14 protein-coding genes are annotated in these 19,148 nt (G+C 72.1%); 5 read left to right on the top strand and 9 right to left on the bottom strand.

Annotated features, from left to right (window positions below):
- Positions 1-21 precede the first annotated feature (21 nt).
- Both ACGFH9_RS08045 and eno read right to left on the bottom strand, forming a co-directional pair.
- The gene (locus ACGFH9_RS08045) at positions 22-663 is read right to left on the bottom strand and encodes a septum formation initiator family protein (protein ID WP_393216809.1); all 642 of its coding nucleotides are present in this window, start codon (positions 661-663) and stop codon (positions 22-24) included.
- A gap of 85 nt (positions 664-748) precedes the next feature.
- Complete coding sequence (gene eno / locus ACGFH9_RS08040; protein WP_355239512.1) at positions 749-2,032, bottom strand: phosphopyruvate hydratase; 1,284 nt, start codon at positions 2,030-2,032, stop codon at positions 749-751.
- Between the two features lie 213 nt (positions 2,033-2,245).
- Between eno and ACGFH9_RS08035 the strand changes: the two genes are divergently transcribed.
- The gene (locus tag ACGFH9_RS08035; RefSeq protein ID WP_393216807.1) at positions 2,246-2,938 is read left to right on the top strand and encodes a hypothetical protein; all 693 of its coding nucleotides are present in this window, start codon (positions 2,246-2,248) and stop codon (positions 2,936-2,938) included.
- A gap of 66 nt (positions 2,939-3,004) precedes the next feature.
- On the opposite strand, the gene ACGFH9_RS08030 is transcribed toward ACGFH9_RS08035, so the two are convergent.
- From ACGFH9_RS08030 to mfd, 4 genes are all read right to left on the bottom strand, one after another.
- Complete coding sequence (locus ACGFH9_RS08030) at positions 3,005-4,624, bottom strand: DUF885 domain-containing protein (protein ID WP_393216805.1); 1,620 nt, start codon at positions 4,622-4,624, stop codon at positions 3,005-3,007.
- Between the two features lie 90 nt (positions 4,625-4,714).
- Positions 4,715-5,701: a nucleoside triphosphate pyrophosphohydrolase gene (locus ACGFH9_RS08025; protein ID WP_393216803.1), complete on the bottom strand. Its 987-nt coding sequence runs from the start codon at positions 5,699-5,701 to the stop codon at positions 4,715-4,717.
- Positions 5,702-5,703: 2 nt separating this feature from the next.
- The gene (locus ACGFH9_RS08020) at positions 5,704-6,492 is read right to left on the bottom strand and encodes a hypothetical protein (RefSeq protein WP_393216801.1); all 789 of its coding nucleotides are present in this window, start codon (positions 6,490-6,492) and stop codon (positions 5,704-5,706) included.
- Positions 6,493-6,735: 243 nt separating this feature from the next.
- Positions 6,736-10,374: a transcription-repair coupling factor gene (gene mfd, locus ACGFH9_RS08015; RefSeq protein ID WP_393216799.1), complete on the bottom strand. Its 3,639-nt coding sequence runs from the start codon at positions 10,372-10,374 to the stop codon at positions 6,736-6,738.
- Between the two features lie 303 nt (positions 10,375-10,677).
- On the opposite strand from mfd, the gene ACGFH9_RS08010 reads away from it, so the two are divergent.
- From ACGFH9_RS08010 to ppc, 3 genes are all read left to right on the top strand, one after another.
- Positions 10,678-11,265, top strand: a complete 588-nt coding sequence (locus tag ACGFH9_RS08010) for a helix-turn-helix domain-containing protein (RefSeq protein WP_393216797.1) — start codon at positions 10,678-10,680, stop codon at positions 11,263-11,265.
- 275 nt (positions 11,266-11,540) lie between these two features.
- Positions 11,541-12,554, top strand: coding sequence for a hypothetical protein (locus ACGFH9_RS08005; RefSeq protein ID WP_393216795.1), 1,014 nt, complete (start codon positions 11,541-11,543; stop codon positions 12,552-12,554).
- A gap of 128 nt (positions 12,555-12,682) precedes the next feature.
- Positions 12,683-15,469, top strand: coding sequence for a phosphoenolpyruvate carboxylase (gene ppc, locus ACGFH9_RS08000; RefSeq protein ID WP_393216793.1), 2,787 nt, complete (start codon positions 12,683-12,685; stop codon positions 15,467-15,469).
- Between the two features lie 109 nt (positions 15,470-15,578).
- Here the strand turns inward: ppc and ACGFH9_RS07995 are convergent, their stop codons facing one another.
- Positions 15,579-16,394 (bottom strand): hypothetical protein, encoded by an 816-nt coding sequence (locus ACGFH9_RS07995; protein ID WP_393216791.1) that lies wholly within the window; start codon positions 16,392-16,394, stop codon positions 15,579-15,581.
- 54 nt (positions 16,395-16,448) lie between these two features.
- On the opposite strand from ACGFH9_RS07995, the gene ACGFH9_RS07990 reads away from it, so the two are divergent.
- Positions 16,449-17,597: a DNA recombination protein RmuC gene (locus ACGFH9_RS07990; RefSeq protein ID WP_393216789.1), complete on the top strand. Its 1,149-nt coding sequence runs from the start codon at positions 16,449-16,451 to the stop codon at positions 17,595-17,597.
- On the opposite strand, the gene ACGFH9_RS07985 is transcribed toward ACGFH9_RS07990, so the two are convergent.
- Positions 17,598-18,008: a hypothetical protein gene (locus tag ACGFH9_RS07985; RefSeq protein WP_393216787.1), complete on the bottom strand. Its 411-nt coding sequence runs from the start codon at positions 18,006-18,008 to the stop codon at positions 17,598-17,600.
- A gap of 58 nt (positions 18,009-18,066) precedes the next feature.
- Positions 18,067-19,041, bottom strand: a complete 975-nt coding sequence (locus ACGFH9_RS07980; protein WP_393216785.1) for a 4-hydroxy-3-methylbut-2-enyl diphosphate reductase — start codon at positions 19,039-19,041, stop codon at positions 18,067-18,069.
- Between the last annotated feature and the right edge of the window lie 107 nt (positions 19,042-19,148).

Below are 19,148 nucleotides of genomic sequence, written 5' to 3'. Positions count from 1 at the left end.
CCTGGTGTGCTGGTCGGTGGGTCACTTGCCCGGCTGCTGGCTGTCCGCCGCGCGCACGCTCGACCAGAGGGTGTCGTACCAGGTCGAAGGCCCTGCCGGGGCACCCGAACCGGCCGGCTTGCCGGCGTCGCGGGCCGCGCCCTCGGCGTCGTTCATGACCACCATCATCTTCTCGCCCGGCCGACCCATGAAGAACCGCTCCCGGGCCTGCGTCATCTTGTACTCGTCGTCCTGCCACTTGGCGGCCTCGGCGGCGAGCTCGGCGATCTCCTTCTCCTGCGCCGACTGGGCCGCCTCCATCCGCTCGATGTCGGCCTGCTGGTCCAGGTAGACCCGCACCGGATAGGTGTACGCCAGGGCGAGCGCGATCAGCACCGCGAAGAGCACCGTGGCGCGGCCGGTGAAACGGCGGGGATGGGGTGCGGCGAGCCGCTTGACCGCGCCACCACCGGCGGCGGTACGTCGGGCGGCGGCCGGACGGCTCGCGGAGCGCACACCCTCGGCGCCCCGGACCGCGCCCGGAGCCCGACCGGCGGCGCCTCGCGGCTCGGCGCGTACGCCGGCGTCCCGGAGCGACCCGCGGGTGGCCCGCCCGGCGCCCGGCCGGCCGGACTGACCCGGTCGGCGGGCGGGTCGTTGACCACCCGGTGTGCGGCGCTGCATCGTCACACCCCTCCCCCGAGGCTACGTCTGTCGCGTACGTCCGCCGGGAAGCCCCACCGCATGTGAGGCTTCCCGACAACCACACTCAGGCCGAACGGTAACGCGGGAACGCACCCGCGCCCGCGTAGCGCGCCGCGTCGGCCAGCTCCTCCTCGATGCGGAGCAGCTGGTTGTACTTGGCGACCCGGTCCGAGCGGGCCGGAGCGCCGGTCTTGATCTGACCGCAGCCGGTGGCGACCGCCAGGTCGGCGATGGTGGTGTCCTCGGTCTCGCCGGAGCGGTGGCTCATCATGCACTTGAAGCCGGCCCGGTGGGCCAGGTCCACCGCGTCCAGGGTCTCGGTCAGCGAACCGATCTGGTTGACCTTCACCAGGACGGCGTTGGCCGCCTTCTCGGCGATACCGCGGGCGATGCGCTGCGGGTTGGTCACGAACAGGTCGTCACCGACGATCTGCACCCGGTCGCCGATCGACGCGGTCAGGGTCTGCCAGCCGGACCAGTCGTCCTCCGCCAGCGGGTCCTCGATCGACACGATCGGGTACTCGTCGGCGAGCTTGGTGTAGTACGTGCTCATGTCCTCGGCGGACTTCGCGGCGCCCTCGAACGTGTAGGTGCCGTTGTCGAAGAACTCGGTGGCCGCCACGTCGAGCGCGAACACGATGTCGGTGCCGAGCCGGTAGCCGGCCTTCTCGACCGCCTCGGCGATCAGGTCCAGGGCGGCGGCGTTGGTGGGCAGGTTCGGCGCGAAGCCGCCCTCGTCACCCAGCCCGGTCGACAGGCCCTTCTTCTTCAGCACCGACTTCAGCGCGTGGTAGACCTCCGCGCCGGAGCGCAGCGCCTCGCGGAAGGTGGGCGCGCCGATCGGCGCGACCATGAACTCCTGGACGTCGACGTTGGAGTCGGCGTGCGCGCCACCGTTGAGGATGTTCATCATCGGCACCGGCAGCAGGTGCGCGTTCGGGCCACCCAGGTAGCGGAAGAGGCTCAGCTCGGCGCTGCTGGCGGCGGCCTTCGCCACCGCCAGGGAGACCCCGAGGATGGCGTTCGCGCCCAGCTCCGACTTGCTGTCGGTGCCGTCGATGTCGAGCATCTTCTGGTCGATGAGCCGCTGCTCGCTGGCCTCGTAGCCGATGAGCTGGTCGACGATCTTGTCTTCGACGTTGGAGACCGCCTTCTCCACGCCCTTGCCCTGGTAGCGGTCGGCGTCACCGTCGCGCAGCTCGATCGCCTCGAACGCGCCGGTGGAGGCGCCGGAGGGCACCGCGGCGCGAGCCACCGTGCCGTCGTCCAGGCCGATCTCGACCTCGACCGTCGGGTTGCCCCGCGAGTCGAGAATCTCCCGGGCGACGATTCCCTCGATGGTTGCCACTGAGTCGCTCCTCGTTGTTGTGATCCGGTCCGTGGGTGGGCCGCGACGGTGCGGCTGAGGCAGGTGTTGAACGCAGCGTATCGGGCGGCGAGATCGGGCACGGCGTCGCCCGCGCACCCGAGTAGCCCCGCGATGACGGACATTCCCGGATTTCCGGGAGTCAACCGGCAACGGGTTTGCGCTGCGCCGACTAGATCCACCAGGCTGGTCGCCATGCCCGCCGCCACGACCACCCTCCGCATGCTCGCCGTGTCGGTCATCGCGTCGCTCACGGTCACCGGCTGTCAGAATTTCGAGGACGCCGGCAGCGCCATGGGGCGCTCGGATCTCGTCAACGACCTCGCCGCTCGCCTCGACCGGGCGCTGGAGTTGACCTACACGGCCGACTACCAACTGCCCGGCGGTCAGACCGCCGCGATCGTGCAGGCGCAGGACCCGGCCCGCTCCGCGTACACCTACCCGGGTGGACGGCTCACCGTCACTCCCGACGCCGTCACCCGCTGCACAGCGACCGACGGCCGGACGGCGTGCACGCTCGTCGCGCCACCCACCCCCGGCAGCAAGCCCACCGTGGCGCTGTTCAGCGAGGCGAACCAGCAGGGTCTCGTCACCCCGCCGGTGGTGGTCGGCCTGCTGACCGCCGCCGCCCTCGACCCGCAGGCGGTGATCAAGCAGAGCGACACCACAGTCGCGGGGCACCACGCCGCCTGCGTCGAGGTGCAGCGTTCGGACGGCGACTTCAGCGCCTGCGTCACCACCGAAGGCGTGCTCGGTAGCTTCCTCGGCTCGGTCGACGGCAAACCGATGGAGCTGGCGCTGAGCGACTACTCCGAGACGGTCGAGAAGGACGCGTTCGACCCGCCCGCCGGAGCAGGCGTGGTGGACAACCGCCCCGGCGGCTCCTGACCCCGTACCCCGGCTCCTGCTGGCTGTGCCGGCGCGACGGGCGATCGCCCGGCGGCCCGGTGGGCGTCAGACGCCGAGCAGGGTGCGCAGGTGTCGTGGGGGCGGGCAGTCGTGGGCGAGCATCGCGTCGTGCCAGTCGCGTGCCGACACGCCCTCCGGACGGGCGGCGGCGATCTCGGCCACCTCGCTGTACCCGACGAAGTACGTGGAGAGCTGCGTCGAGGTGAGCAGGGACCGGCGCCACTTGCCGGCCGCCTCGCCCTCCTCCTGGAAGCCGCGACCGGTCATCAACGCCATCGCCTCGGCCTCGGGCAGCTCCTCGGCGTGCACCAACTGGTCGAGCAACGCGTTGATGGTCATCCGGAGCTGTATCTTGAGTTGCTGCAACCGCACCGGCAGACCGCCGAAGCCGAGACCGGCCATCAGCTCCTCGGCGTACACCGCCCAGCCCTCGACGAACGGGCCGGAACGGGCCAGCGCCCGCACCCGCGTACCGCCGACGTGACGTCGGGCGTGGGCGAGCTGGAGGAAGTGGCCGGGCATCGCCTCGTGCACGGTCAGGTTGCGGACCAGGTGGTCGTTGTACTCGCGATAGAAGGAGTCCACGCGCTGCGCCGACCAGTCCGCCGGGGTGGGCGCGATGCAGTAGAACGTCGGCACCGCCGCGGTCTCCAACGGGCCGGGCGAGTCGCAGTACGCCACCGCCACACCCCGCGCGAACTCCGGCATCTCCTGGATCACGCATCGGTCGTCGACAAGGGTGACCAGGTCGTGCAGCCGGACGAAGTCGGTCGCCTCGTCGAGCGTCACACCGGCCAGCTCGACGATCGTCGAGTCGTCCGGATGTTCGGCGGCGAGCACGTCCAACGCCCGGCGTACCGTCTCGTCGTCGGCCGGACCACCGACCAGCTCGACGGCCGCCGCGCGGATCTCCTCGGTGACCCGGTCCAGGTTGGCCCACGCCCGTCGCTGGATCTCGGCGGCCCCCAGCTCGGTGTCGAGGGTGTGCCAGAGCCGCGCCTCCCAGCGGCGGCGGCCCAGGCGCGGGTCACGGCCGGGACCGCTGTCGGCGGCCAGTCGAGTTCGCAGCCACGCGACGAACTCGTCGAGCGCGGCGATCGCGGCGGTGGCCGCCGGCTCGACCTTCCCGAGGCTGCCCGGCGCCTGCGCGATCAGCCCCGGCAGCTCGTCGCGGATGAGCGCGGCCGTGCCGGTGAACTGCCCGACCGCCGTCTCGGCGTGGATCCGCGGCATGTCGCGCAGCGTCGCGCGGGCGGTGGCGAGGGCATCCGGTACGGCGGCGAGCCGGCCGGCCACCTGCGTTAACCGCACCTCGGCCGGGGCGTACGAGCGGGCCAGCAGCGGGTGCAGCAGCGGGCCGGGGTTGTGGTGCAGCGGGTCCCACTCGTGCGACCGGATGTCGGTCAGCTCGAACAGCTCCCGGTCGACGAAGGAGGTGAGCAGCGCGTGGTCGACCTGCTCGTCGACGTCCAGCGAGTCGGGGTCCAGTTCGGACAGCGCGTTCGCCGCGTCGGTGAGCATCACCCGGTCGGCGGCCAGCGCGTCGGCGGACAGATCGGGAAGCCGGTCGTCGAACCGGTGATCCCCGGCCGAGGTGGCGACCCCCGGCCGCGCTTCCAGCAGTGCCTCGACAACCCGCTCGGCCAGCACTCCAAACTCTTCCACCCGGCAACCCTACCGACCACCCCGCGCCCCTTTCGTTGATCATGAAGTTGTTGCCCGCCGTGTCGGCGTGTCACGGCAACAACTTCATGATCAACGCGGTGGGGTGGGTGGGGGTTCGGCGGCGCGGATGGTTTCGGCGTGGGTTAGGGTCGCGCTGCGCAGGGCCGACTCCGGGTCCAGGCCGGCCTTGCGGGCTTCCGTCACCAGGGCCAGGAGGGTTGCTCCCAGCTTCGCCTCCTCGTCCACCTCGGTGTCGGGCGGTGCGAGCGGGACGGTCAGGCCCGCACGGGCGGCGCGGTCGAGGATCTGCGCGGCCAGGGACAGGGCGGGTTGGCTGAACGCCACGCCGTCCAGCACGGAGTCACGCGCCTTCTCGACCCGCTTGATCCGCTCCCAGTTGGCGGTGATCTCCTCCAGGGTGCCCGCCTCCGCACCGGCGAAGACGTGCGGGTTGCGCCGGATCATCTTGTCGACCAGGCCACCGGCCACGTCGTCGATGCTCCACCGCTCACCCTCCGGCAACTCCTCGGCCAGCCGCGCGTGCAACACCACCTGGAGCAGGACGTCGCCCAACTCCTCACGGAGCGCGTCGGTGTCGTCGGCCTTGATCGCGTCGTACGCCTCGTAGCTCTCCTCGAGCAGGTAACCCGCGAGGCTACGGTGCGTCTGCGCCCGCTTCCACGGGTCGCCGCCCGGCGAGGCCAGCCGGTCCAGCACGGCCACCGCGTCGAGCAGCCGGGCCCCCGGCGGGTCCCACGAGCCGTACATCAGCTCCATCTCGGCCAGCCCCGGCTCGCGAGCCAGCCGCAGACCCAACTCCCGGGCCAACGACTCGTCGCCGGCCGGGCCGGCCAACCAGACCGCCGTGCCGTGCGCCGCCACCGTGTCCAGCAGCGCCTGCGTGGCCGGGCCGTCGACGACGGTCACCTCGCCGCCCGCCTGACGCACGGCCGTGGCCAACTCGCTCTCCGCACCGGCGAGAACCGGATACCCGCGTACGACGTCCCAGGCGGCCGAGGTCAGCAGGCCGGCCGGCAGCCGCGGTGACGTGACCAGCAGGACGATCCGTGCCGTCATGCTCAGCTGGCCGTGCCCTCGGTGTCGGGGTCGGGGCTCGACGGCGACGCGTCCGGGGTCGAGATGTCGGTGACCGGCCCCTCCTCGTTGATGAACGGCAGCGAGTAGAAGATGACCGACTGACCGCTGCTCACCAGCGAGGGCACGCCCACCTCCCGGTAACGGGGGTTGATCGAGACGTCGGCCCGGTCCGCCTCGTCCTCCAGGGCGGCACTGAGCGCGGTGGCGCTGCCGACGAAGGCTCCCTCGCCGAACTTCTGGCGGACCTCGGCCACCTGCAGCCCGCCCTGGATCGCCCCGACCTTGGCCAGCGCCTGGTAGACGGCCATCACCGAATCGTCGCTCACCTCGGCCGGCGGGAGCTGCTGGTTGAACGCCTGAAGCAGGTCGACCCACTCACCCCAGAGCTTGGTGTACTCGGTGGTGGCCGGCACCCGCAGGCTCTGCTCCAACTGCTGCGGGCTGACCTCGTCGGGCACCTGGATGTTCTTGGCCTTCGCCACCCGCTTGCCCAGCTCCAGGCTGACCAGCAGGTTCACCACGTCCTGCCGGGTGACGGGCGACCGCAACTGCTCGGGCGAGGGAGTCGCGCCGGTCTGACCGGCCGCCTGACGGACCACGTCGCCGTACTTCGTCTGCACCTCGTCGTAGATCCCGTCGACCCGGTCGAGCGAATAGCTCGTGTCACCGACGTACGCGGCGACGTCCGGCGCGGACCTCTCGCACGCGGCGAGGGAGAGGACAGCCAAAGCCGCGACGCTGGCGGCGGCGATCACACGGCGAGCACGCATGCCCGTCACTCTCTCATGCCCTCCTGGTGGCTGTGACGGCCCCCACCTCACCACGCGGTCGGCGTGCCACGGCGCGCAGGCGGTCGTGGCGCGGCACACGGCCGTCGCCCGCACAGAGCCGTCGCCCGCAGAGAGCCGTCGCCCGCGCGCGGCCTGACCCGCACACCACTGTGGCCTGCACGCCACCTCGATGCGCGCGCCGACCTCGGAGGCGCGCGGTCCTGGGCCGCCCGCACGCCGCCGTCAGGCGGTCGCGGCCGCCAGCGGGGCGGGGGCGCCCAGCACGTCGGAGAGCAGTTGCGCGCACCATTCGAGCAGCGCCTGGTCGCGCAGCGGTTCGCCACCGATCCGGCGGGTGCTCGGCCGGGGCACGCTGACCTGGTCGGTGGCCTGCTTGTAGACGGCGTCCGGGTGGTAGCGCTTGAGCCGCAACTGCTTCGAGTCCGGCAGCGGCAGCGGCCCGAACCGCACGTGCTTGCCCTGCATGGACACGTCGCTGAGGCCGTACCGGCGGGCCAGCAGGCGGAACCGCGCCACCGCCACCAGGTTCTGCACCGGGGCGGGCGGCTCGCCGTACCGGTCGGTCATCTCGGCGACGACCTCCCCCAGACGGGCCTCGTCGCGCGCCTCGGCGAGCTTGCGGTACATCTCCAGACGCAGCCGCTCCACGCTCACGTAGTCGTGCGGCAGGTGCGCGTCGATCGGCAGGTCGATCTTGACGTCGGCCTCCTCCTCCGGACGCTCACCCTTGAACGCGGAGACAGCCTCGCCGACCATGCGCACGTACAGGTCGAAGCCCACGCCCTCGATGTGGCCGGACTGCTCGCCGCCGAGCAGGTTGCCCGCGCCGCGGATCTCCAGGTCCTTCATCGCGACGTACATGCCCGCGCCCAGCTCGGTGTGCTGGGCGATGGTCGCCAGCCGCTCGTGTGCGTGCTCGGTGAGCGGCTTCTCCGGCGGGTAGAGGAAGTACGCGTACGCCCGCTCGCGGCCCCGGCCGACCCGACCACGGATCTGGTGCAGCTGGGCCAGGCCGAGCAGGTCGGCCCGCTCGACGATCAGGGTGTTGGCGTTCGGGATGTCGATGCCGGACTCCACGATGGTCGTGCAGACCAGGACGTCGAACTCCTTCTCCCAGAAGCCGACCATGACCTTCTCCAGGGCCTCCTCGCCCATCTGCCCGTGCGCCACGGCGACCCGCGCCTCGGGCACCAGCTCGCGCAGCCGCCGCGCCGCCCGGTCGATCGACTCGACCCGGTTGTGCAGGTAGAAGACCTGCCCGTCGCGCAGCAGCTCGCGGTGGATGGAGGCGGCGACCTGCCGGTCGTCCTGCGCGCCCACGAAGGTGAGCACCGGGTGCCGCTCCTCCGGCGGGGTGGCGATGGTGGACATCTCCCGGATGCCGGTGATGGCCATCTCCAGGGTGCGCGGGATCGGGGTGGCCGACATGCTCAGCACGTCCACCGACGCGCGCAGCGTCTTCAGGTGCTCCTTGTGCTCGACACCGAAGCGCTGCTCCTCGTCGACGATGACCAGACCCAACTGCTTGAACCGGGTCGCCGTCTGCAGGAGCCGGTGCGTGCCGATGACGATGTCGACGGTGCCGTCGGCGACCATCTCCAACGTCCGCTCGGTCTCCTTGGGAGTCTGGAACCGGGAGAGCTGCCGGATCTGCACCGGGAACTGGCTCATCCGCTCGGCGAACGTGTTGTAGTGCTGCTGCACCAGCAGGGTCGTCGGCACGAGCACCGCCACCTGCTTGCCGTCCTGCACCGCCTTGAACGCCGCCCGTACCGCGATCTCGGTCTTGCCGTAGCCGACGTCGCCGCAGATCAGCCGGTCCATCGGGACGGTCTGCTCCATGTCCCGCTTGACCTCGTCGATCGCGGCGAGCTGGTCGGGCGTCTCCTGCCACGGGAAGGCGTCCTCCAACTCCCGCTGCCACGGGGTGTCCGGGCCGAACGAGTGACCCTTGGACGCCTTGCGTGCGGCGTAGAGCTGGATGAGCTGCGCGGCGATCTCCCGGACCGCCTTGCGCGCCCGAGCCTTGGACTTCTGCCAGTCCGAGCCGCCCATCTTGTGCAGGGTCGGCTGCTCACCGCCGACATAACGGGAGAGCTGGTCGAGCTGGTCGGTCGGCACGAACAGCCGGTCGCCGGGCTGGCCGCGCTTACTGGCCGCGTACTCGATGACCAGGTATTCCCTGCTGGCGCCGTTGACTGTGCGCTGCACCAGCTCGACGTACCGGCCGATGCCGTGTTGCTCGTGCACCACGAAGTCGCCGGCCTTGAGCTCCAGCGGGTCGATGGTGTTGCGCCGGCGGCTCGGCATCTTGCGCATGTCCCGCGTCGAGGTGCCCCGGCCACCGGTGACGTCGTTGCCGGTCAGCAGCACGAAACGGGACGCCTCGTCGACGAAGCCGGCGCTGAGCGCACCACAGGTGACCACCAGCTCGCCGGGGGTGGGCGCGGTCGGCACCTCCTCGGTGAGCCGGGCGCCCAGCCCGGCGTCGCGCAGCACCTCCACCGCCCGCTGGGCGGGGCCGTGCCCCTCGAAGACCAGCGCGATCGACCAGCCCTCGCCGGCCCAACGCTTGAGGTCGTCGACCACCCGCGCGGTCTCACCGTGGTAGAGCGGGGCCGGCTGGGCGGAGAGAGTCACCGCGATGGTGTCGTCCGGGGTGACGCTGGCCTGCTCGGGCGCGTCCTCCCAGGGCTGCCGCGCCTCGGCCGTCCCGGTCGTCTCGGCCTCGACGAGACCGAACGGGGACAGCGTCCACCAGGGCTGGTGGAGCGTGCCGGCGGTGGCGCGTACCTCGGCCAGGGTGCGGAAGGCGGCGGCGCCGACGTCCACCGGGGCCTGGCCGCCCACGGCGGCGGCGGCCCAGCTGGCCTGCAGAAATTCCTCAGAGGTACGCACCAGGTCGTGCGCCCTCGTGCGAATGCGCTCCGGGTCGCACAGCAGGACGTGGGTGCCGGCCGGCATCGCGTCCAGCAGCAGCTCCAGCGAGTCGGGGCCGACCAGCACCGGGGCCAGCGACTCCATCCCCTCCACCGGGATGCCCTCGGCCAGCTTGTCCAGGATCTCGGCCAGTTCGGGATGCTGCTCGGCGAGCGCGGCGGCCCGCTCACGGACCTCCGGGGTGAGCAGCAGCTCGCGGCAGGGCGGCGCCCACAGCAGCGGCACCTGCTCGATGGTGCGCTGGTCGGCGACGGCGAAGGTGCGGATCTCCTCCACCTCGTCACCCCAGAACTCGACCCGGGACGGGTGCTCGTCGGTGGGCGGGAAGACGTCCAGGATGCCGCCGCGCACCGCGAACTCGCCGCGCTTGGTGACCAGGTCGACCCGGGCGTACGCCATGTCGGTGAGCCGGCGGGCGACCTCCTCCAGGTCGGCCTCCTCGCCGGCGGCGAGCTGCACCGGCTCCAGGTCACCCAGACCCTTGAGCTGCGGTTGCAGCAGCGACCGGACCGGGGCGACCACCACCCGCAGCGGCCCGGTCCGGCCGTGCGCGTCGGCCGACCCGGGGTGCGCGAGGCGGCGCAGGACAGCCAGCCGTCGACCCACCGTGTCCGAGCGTGGGGACAGCCGCTCGTGCGGCAACGTCTCCCAGGAGGGGAAGACCACCACCTGCTCCGGAGGCAGCAACCCACCCAGCGCGGCGGCCAGGTCGTCGGCCTCACGGGAGGTGGCGGTCACGGCCAGTACCGGTCGCCCGGCGCCCTCGGTGTCGGCGGCGACAGCCGCCACAGCGAACGGGCGCAGCGCGGCGGGAGCGGTGATGTCGAGGCCGTCGACCTGGGCAGCACCGGAGCGCGCCAGGTCACGCGCCCGGGCCAGCCCGGGATCGGCCAGGGCGGCGGAGAACAGACCGGTGAGCAAGGGAAACCTTCCAGGGGAGTGGACGCACACGAGCGCGGCCCCTCGTCCAGCCGGACGGGGGGTGCACGCCATCAAGCCTATCCCCGTCCACCGACACCCACCCCGTTCCGTCCAGGTCCCGCGCGTCCCCACCCGCGTCACACGGCCGCACGCGTCACTGCCCGAGCCCGCCATGATCGGGCTTGATCCAGGATGTAGTGGCTTGTCGACGCCGCGAGGCCACTACATCCTGGATTGAGCGCGATCATGAGGAAGCCCACCGCACGGATCTTGACCAGGGTGGGGAGCCGGTCGAGTGCGGGGATGGGTGAGCAGGCGGGGACGGGTGAGCAGTGGAGGGCGCAGTTTGACGCGCAGGTGAGCTTCGCCAACGGAGGCGGCCTGCGCACCGAGGGGTTCCGGCTGGACGTCCCGGGGCAGGAGATCAGCGACGACGACCTCGCCGCGCTCTTCGTCCGGTACCTCGGGCTGCTCATGGTCGCCGAGGTGGACGCCGATGTCGGGCGGGCCGTGCGCCGACGACCGGCGACGCTGGCCGCGCACCGGCGGCTCGCCGACCGGGCACGCGAGGTGCTGGCCCACTCCGATTTCACACTCGGCCTGGGCGAGGTGGCCCGGGAGGTGGGCAGCTCACCGCACCACCTCAGCCGGGTGTTCCAGCGGATGACCGGCAGCAGCCTGACCGCCTACCGCAACCGCCTGCGGGTGCGCGCCGTCCTGGACACCCCCGCCGAACCCGACGGCCGTCCGCTGGGCGCGCTCGCCGCCGACTACGGCTTCGCCGACCAGGCGCACCTGACCCGGGTGGTCCGTGAGCAGGTGGGTCATCCACCCGCGCGCCTGCGTCGACTGCTCGCCACTCCCGGGACGGACCCGGCCTCCACCGCCTGACCCCGGACGCGGGATGGAGGTGCCGTACCTGGGGGTGTACGGCACCTCCACGGGCGCGGGCCCGGCCGGGCTTCGGGCCTCCCCGAACAGGCCCGCGTGCTCCGGGTTGGCACCCTGGGCGGGGCGACCTCCGGACCGACGAGAACCATCGTCGCCGCGAAGGCTTGGACAGTTCTTGAAGAAAATTGCTCGTTCCCCCCGGACGGCGATCAGGCATCGAATGGACGCCGGCAGAAACACCGTAAGCAGGGCAAACGGCCCCCTAGGCTGATCTGGTGGACGAGGCGCAGGAGGTCCGACTACGCGACCAGCTCCCCCGTACCGCCGGACTACTGCTCGGCACCCTCGCCCTGGCCGTCGCGTTCATCGCCGCGTACGTCGGCGCGCTGCACCAGCCCCGCCCCCGCGACGTGCCGGTCGGCGTGGCGACCGGCGACCAGGCCGCACGCCGGGTCCTGGTCGCCGTCCGCGATCGGACCGACAAGATCAAAGCCATCGAGTACGCCGACCCGGGCGCCGCCGAGGACGCCCTAACCAGGCGCGCGGTGTACGGGGTGCTCGGCTCCACCCCCGACGGCGGCCTCGTCCTGACCACCGCCAGCGCCAGCGCGCCGGCCGCCACCGACGTGGTCATCCAGGTGCTCACCACCGCCGCCGGGCAGGCCCGGATGCCACTGCGGGTGGCCGACGACGTGCCGGTCGCCGACACCGATCCCCGTGGTCTGGTTCCGTTCTACCTGGCGATCGGGTACGTCCTCGGCGGGTACCTGGCCTCGACCGCGCTCGGCATCTCGGTCGGCACCACCCCGCGCACCCTGCGCCGCGCGGGCCTGCGGATCGGGGCGCTCGCCGTCTACAGCGTGGTGCTCGGCATCGCCGGCGCGGTGATCGTCGGCCCGGTGCTGGACGTCTGGCACCACGACCTGCCAGCCGTCGCCGGCACCGGCATGCTGGCCGCCTTCGCCGCCGCGATGGTGGCCGCCGCCGTACAGGGATGGTTGGGCGTGCTCGGCACCGGACTGGTCATCCTGCTGCTGGTGGTGCTCGGCAATCCCGGCTCCGGCGGCATCTACGCACCGGAGTTCCTGCCCACCTGGCTGCGCGGCATGCACCGGTGGAACGTACCCGGCCTGGCCACCGACCTGATCAAGTCGGCGGTGTACTTCGACCGGCGCTCGATCGGCTGGCCGCTGACCGGACTGGCGCTGTGGGCGGTGCTCGCCCTGGCGGCCCTGCTCGCCGCGACAGTGGTGCGGGGAGGTCGGGCAACCGCCCGCGCAAGACCCTGAGGTGATCTCCGGGGTGTTCCGTCTCACGGCGCGGCATGTGGAGAGCCCCTCCTGCGGGACGGCCAGACGCGGATACCATCCAGGGAGTCGGACAGCGCTGTCCTTCGTACTCACGTAAGGAGCGCATCGTGACCGACCAGCACGACCACGACGGCCCGGACGCCGCGCTGCGCGCTGACATCCGCCGGCTCGGCACCCTCCTCGGCCAGACCCTGGCCCGCCAGGAGGGTCGCCCACTGCTCGACCTCGTCGAGGAGATCCGCGCCCAGGTACGCACCGACGTCCCGGCCGCCGCCCAGCGGCTCGGCGGGCTCGATGTGACGACCGGCACCAAGCTGGCCCGCGCCTTCTCCACCTACTTCCACCTGGCCAACATCACCGAGCAGGTGCACCGCGCCCGGGATCTGCGCCGTCGCCGCGCCGTGCAGGGCGGCTGGCTGGACCAGGCGGCCAAGATGATCGCCGAACGCGGGGTACCGGCCGAGGAGATCGCCGCCGCCGCTCGCCGCCTGGCGGTCCGGCCGGTCTTCACCGCCCACCCGACCGAGGCCGCCCGCCGCTCGATCCTGTCGAAGCTGCGGGCCATCGCCGACGAGCTGGACACCGAGACCGCCAACGCGATCCTCTACGGCGCGAGCGACGAGGGCCCGGCCAACCGCCGGCTGGCCGAGCTGCTGGACCTCATGTGGCAGACCGACGAGCTGCGACTGGACCGGCCGGATCCGACCGACGAGGCGCGTAACGCCATCTACTACCTGCGCGACCTGTACGCCGAGGCCGCCCCGCAGGTGCTCGACGACCTGGCCGACACGCTGCGCGCCCTCGGCGTGGAGACGTCGCCGACGGCCCGCCCGCTGAGCTTCGGCACCTGGATCGGCGGCGACCGGGACGGCAACCCGTTCGTCACCCCGGCGGTCACCCGCGAGGTGCTGACCATTCAGCACGAGCACGGCATCGCCGCCACCGAGAAGGCGATGGACCACCTGATCAACGAGGTCTCGGTCTCGCGCCGGCTACGTGGGGTGTCCCTGGACCTCTCCGCCAGCCTCGCCGCCGACCTCGACGCGCTGCCCGAGGTGGCGCCCCGGTTCCGTCGGGTCAATGCCGAGGAGCCCTACCGGCTCAAGGCGCGCTGCGTGAAGGCGAAGCTCGCCAACACCCGCCAGCGGCTGCGCCAGGGCACCGCCCACGTCCCGGGTCGGGACTACCGCGGCTCCGCCGAGCTGATCGCCGACCTGGACCTGCTGCGCGCGTCGCTGGCCCGCAACTCGGGGCAGCTCACGGCCGTCGGCCGGCTGGCCTCCACCATCCGTACGGTGTCCGCGTTCGGCCTGCACCTGGCGACCCTGGACGTCCGGGAGCACGCCGAGGCGCACCACGCCGTCCTCGCCCAGCTCTACGAGGCGGTCGGCGAGGTGTCCGACTACCCGTCGTTGAGCCGGCTGGAACGCACCAAGCTGCTCGCCGACGAGCTGACCGGCCGCCGGCCGCTGTCCACCGCGGACACTCCGCTCTCCGAGCTGTCCCGCAAGACGTTCGACGTGTTCAGCACGATCCGGGAGGCGCAGGACCGGTTCGGCGGCGAGGTCATCGAGTCGTACATCATCTCGATGACCCTGGGCGTCGACGACGTCCTCGCCGCCGTGGTGCTCGCCCGCGAGGCCGGGCTGGTCGACGTGCACAGCGGCCGGGCCCGCATCGGTTTCGTGCCGCTCCTGGAGACCCCGGGCGAGCTGGACGCCGGCGGCGAGATCCTCGACGAGCTGCTGTCGCTGCCCGCGTACCGGGCGCTGGTCGCGGCCCGCGGCGACGTGCAGGAGGTGATGCTCGGCTACTCCGACTCGAACAAGGAGGCCGGGATCACCACCAGCCAGTGGTCGATCCACCGGGCGCAGCGCGCGTTGCGTGACGTGGCCGCCCGGCACGGCGTACACCTGCGGCTCTTCCACGGCCGTGGCGGCACGGTCGGACGCGGCGGTGGGCCGACGCACGAGGCGATCCTGGCCCAGCCGTACGGCACGCTGGACGGTGCGATCAAGGTTACCGAGCAGGGCGAGGTCATCTCCGACAAGTACACCCTGCCCTCGCTGGCCCGGGAGAACCTGGAGCTGACCCTCGCCGCGGTGCTCCAGGCGACGCTTCTGCACACCGCACCCCGGCAGCCGGCCGAGATGTTGGAGCGCTGGGACGCGACGATGGACGTGGTGTCCGAGTCGGCGTTCCGGTCGTACCGGTCGCTCGTCGAGGACCCGGACCTGCCGGCGTACTTCTGGGCGTCCACACCCACCGAGCTGCTCGGCGCGCTCAACATCGGCTCGCGTCCGGCGAAGCGCCCGAACACCGGCGCCGGGCTGTCCGGGCTGCGGGCCATCCCGTGGGTGTTCGGCTGGACGCAGACCCGGCAGATCGTGCCGGGCTGGTTCGGCGTCGGCTCCGGCCTGGCCGCCGCTCGGGAGGCCGGGTTGGCGGACGTGCTGGCCGAGATGCACCGCAACTGGCACTTCTTCCGCACGTTCCTGTCGAACGTCGAGATGATGCTGACCAAGACCGACCTCAGCATCGCCCGCCGGTACGTCGAGACCCTCGTGCCGAAGAAGCTGCACCCGATCTTCGAGCAGATCGAGCGGGAGTACGAGCTGACCAAGCGTGAGGTGCTGGCGGTGACCGCCTCGCCGGCCCTGCTGGAGAACTCTCCGGTGCTCCAGCGCACCCTGGCCGTCCGCGACACCTACCTGGAGCCGCTGCACCACCTCCAGGTGGCGCTGCTGCGCCAGTACCGGGAGTCCGGGGCGGCGGGCCGGGCGGTCGCCACCGCACCGGGTGGGCGACGCGCTCCCAGCGACGGCACCGCTCTGGAGCGGGCGCTGCTCACCACCGTGAACGGCATCGCTGCCGGCATGCGCAACACCGGCTGACCAGACAGCACGGCAACGGGCCCCGGTCGAGCCGACCGGGGCCCGTTTTCGCAATGGTGGTCAGCGGTGCGTGCCCGTTACGAGCGGGTGCCCGGCCGTCGCGTCATCATTAGTCGCCGCCGCCGAAATCGCCACCACCGAAGTCACCGCCGCCGAAATCGCCGCCGGCATAGTCAGCGCCGCCGCCGAAATCACCCGCCTGGTCGCCGCCGCCGAAGTCGCCGCCCTGGTCGCCGGCGTCGGCACCCTGGTCGTCGGCGTAGTCGGCACCGTCGCCGAAGCCCTCCTGGTAGCCCTGGTCATAGCCGTACCCCGGATCGGCGAAGGCCGGCGAGAACAGCGCGTCGGCGATCAGCATGCCGCCGAGCACGCCGGCGCCGGCGCCGAGCGCGGTCTTCCACCACGGGGTGGAGTACCAACCGGCCGGCACCGGTCGGCCCTGGTACCGCCCGCCGGGGTAGTAGTAGGGCGTCTCCCGACCCGGCTGCGGGCCCGCCCGGAAGGTCTGGCCCTGCACGTCGACCTCGCGCTCCTTGGTGAGCTGCCCGACGCCCCGCGCGGCGGCGAGCGCCGGCAACTCGGGGCCGGGGTCGATGCCCAGCGCGGTCCGCGCCGCCCTGATGTACGCCAATCCCTCCAGCGCGGTCTCCCGGGCGAGCGCGAACTGGTGCGGCGTACCCGCCTGCTCCAACTGGGAACCGGCCGCGTTGTAGCGCTCCCCCGCGTCGGCCAGCGCCTGCCGGACGGCGGGCTCCTCGCCGTGCAGGGTCATCAACTGGCCGCCGAGGCGCTCGTACCACCGTTGGGCGTCGGCGCGGGCGTCACCGAGCGCGGCGCTCCGCTGGGCCTTGGCCCGGGAGTAGGCGAGCACGGCGGCACCCACCACGCCGGCGAGGATGACCGCGAGGCACAGCACAGCTTCCATGTCAACGAACGTACCCCCGGGTGTCACGTCGTACCCGTCTGGCAAGCTCCGGTGATGGACGTCTCGACGTTGCTGGTGGTGGTCGTCTGCCTCGGTGCCGGCGGGGCGGTGGGCTGGCTCGCGGCCCGGTCCCGGTCGGCGGCCGACATCGCCAGACTGGACGCGACCCTGACCGCGACCCGCGAGGGCGAGGGGCGGCTCGAGCAGTCCATGCGGGCGTTGAGCTACGAGGCAACGGCCCAGTCGCAGGAGGCGGTGGCCCGGGCCGTGGCGCCACTGCACGACAGCCTGCGCCGTTACGAGCAGCGGGTGGCCGAGCTGGAACACGACCGCGTCGACGCGTACGCCGAGCTGCGCGAGCAGGTCCGCTCGATGAACGCGGTCTCCGGTGAGCTGCGCACCGAGACCAAGCAGCTGGTGGCCGCGCTGCGCGCCCCGCAGGTGCGGGGTCGCTGGGGCGAACACCAACTGCGCCGCATCGTCGAGGCCGCCGGGATGCTGGAGCACTGCGACTTCTCCGAACAGGTGACCGCCGCCACCGACGAGCAGGTCGTCCGCCCGGATCTGGTGGTACGCCTGCACGGCGGCCGGTCGGTGGTGGTGGACGCGAAGGCACCCTTCGACGCGTACCTCACCGCCATGGAGGCCCGCGACGAGCGTGGCCGGGACACCTACCTCGATGCGCACGCCCGGCACCTGCGGGGGCACGTCGACGCCCTGGCCGCCAAGTCGTACTGGTCGGCGTTCGACAGCTCGCCCGAGTTCGTGGTGCTGTTCGTCCCGGCCGACCCGTTCCTCGACGTCGCGCTCCAACGCGATCCGACGCTGCTGGAGCACGCGTTCGCCCGCAACGTCGTGCTGGCCACACCGGCCACCCTGGTCGCGCTGCTGCGCACGGTGGCCTACTCGTGGCGGCAGGAGGCGCTGGCCCGCAACGCGGTGGCGGTGCACACCCTCGCCCGGGAGCTGTACGGCCGGCTCTCCACCCTCGGCGACCACGTGAGCAAGCTCGGGTCGTCGCTGGCCGGCGCGGTGACCGCGTACAACCGGGCGGTCGGGTCGTTGGAGGCGCGGGTGCTGGTCAGCGCGCGCAAGCTCGCCGAGTTGGGCGTCTCGGACGAGGAACTGGCGGCCCCCGCCCAGGTCGAGCTGACCCCGCGCCAGCCGCAGGCACCGGAACTGCTCGACGACGCCGACCGCTGACTAGCGGCGGTTGGCACCCTCCACGAGGAACGGGATGCCCTGCTGGCAGGTGGTCATCGTGCCCTTCTCCACCCGACCGGTGACAGTGACCCGGGCACCGGGGGTCAGCACGTCGCGGGGGCCGCCCACCAGCAGGTACTCGTCGAGGAGCACGCAGTTCGGCTCCACCCCGGCGGTGATCGTGCCGGTGATTTCGGTGGCGCCGACCGGCGGCGGGACGCTGGGCCCGCCCGGCGACTTGATCGGCGGGGCGGGACTGCTCGGCGAGGCGGGACTGCTCGGCGACGCGGAGGCGGGCTGCCCGGTCGTCTCCGCGGGCGCGCCGGGGGTGGCGGGGCCGTCGGTCCCACCGCAGGCGCTCAGCGCCGCGCAGACGACCAGGGCGGGAACGACAAACCGAAGTGTCCTCATGTCGCCTTCGACGTACGGGAGGGGCGCGGCGTTCCCACCGAGCCGGAGCTGGGCGTTGTCAGCCGCGAGTCGCGGCGGCCTTCATGTCCCGCTTCAGCTCCTGCGGGAGCGAGAAGGTGAGCCGCTCGTTGGCGGTGGTGATCTCCTCGACGTCGGAGAAGCCGCGCTCGGCCAGGTGCGCCAGCACGTCGCGGACCAGGTCCTCCGGAACGCTCGCGCCGGAGGACACGCCGACCGTCCGGGCGTCGACCAGCCAGGCGTCCTCGATCTCGTGGGCGAAGTCGATCAGGTGGCCCGCGCGGGCTCCGGCGTCCAGGGCGACCTCGACCAGCCGGACCGAGTTGGAGGAGTTCGTCGAGCCGACCACGATCACGACGTCGCACTCCGGGGCGATCTCCTTGACCACGTGCTGCCGGTTGGACGTGGCGTAGCAGATGTCGTCGCTGGGCGGGGACTGGAGCAGCGGCAGCCGCTGTTTGAGGCGGGCGACCGTCTCCAGGGTCTCGTCCACCGAGAGCGTGGTCTGGGAGAGCCAGACCACCTTCTCCGGGTCGCGCACGGTCACCTTGTCGACGCCGTCCGGACCGTCCACGAGCTGGATGTGCGCGGGTGCCTCACCGGCGGTGCCGACGACCTCCTCGTGCCCCTCGTGACCGATCAGCAGGATGTCGTAGTCGTCGGCGGCGAACCGCTTCGCCTCCTGGTGCACCTTGGTGACCAGTGGGCAGGTCGCGTCGATGGCCTTGAGCGAACGCTCCCGCGCCTGCTCGTAGACCTCGGGTGCCACGCCGTGCGCGGAGAAGATCACGGTCGAGCCCTCCGGCACCTCCTCGTTCTCCTCCACGAAGATCGCACCCTGGTCCTCCAGGGTCTGCACGACATGCTTGTTGTGCACGATCTGCTTGCGGACGTAGATCGGGGCGCCGTACAGCTTCAGCGCCTCCTCGACGGTCTGCACGGCGCGGTCCACACCCGCGCAGTAGCCGCGAGGCTTGGCCAGGAGCACGCGCTTGCCGGTCCGGAGATCAGTCACGTCCCCATCGTACGTGCTCGGTCCTCCCCCGCCTCCGGCCCGAACCCCGGTGATCAAGAAGTCCGCGTCAGGAACGCGCCCGGATCTGACGCGAAGTTCTTGATCAC

Origin of the sequence: Micromonospora sp. NPDC049102 (assembly GCF_043197485.1) — a bacterium.
In the GTDB taxonomy this organism is placed as follows: Bacteria; Actinomycetota; Actinomycetes; order Mycobacteriales; family Micromonosporaceae; genus Micromonospora.
Note: the sequence above shows the minus strand (reverse complement) of the source record. Positions and strands in the feature narration are given on the sequence as shown.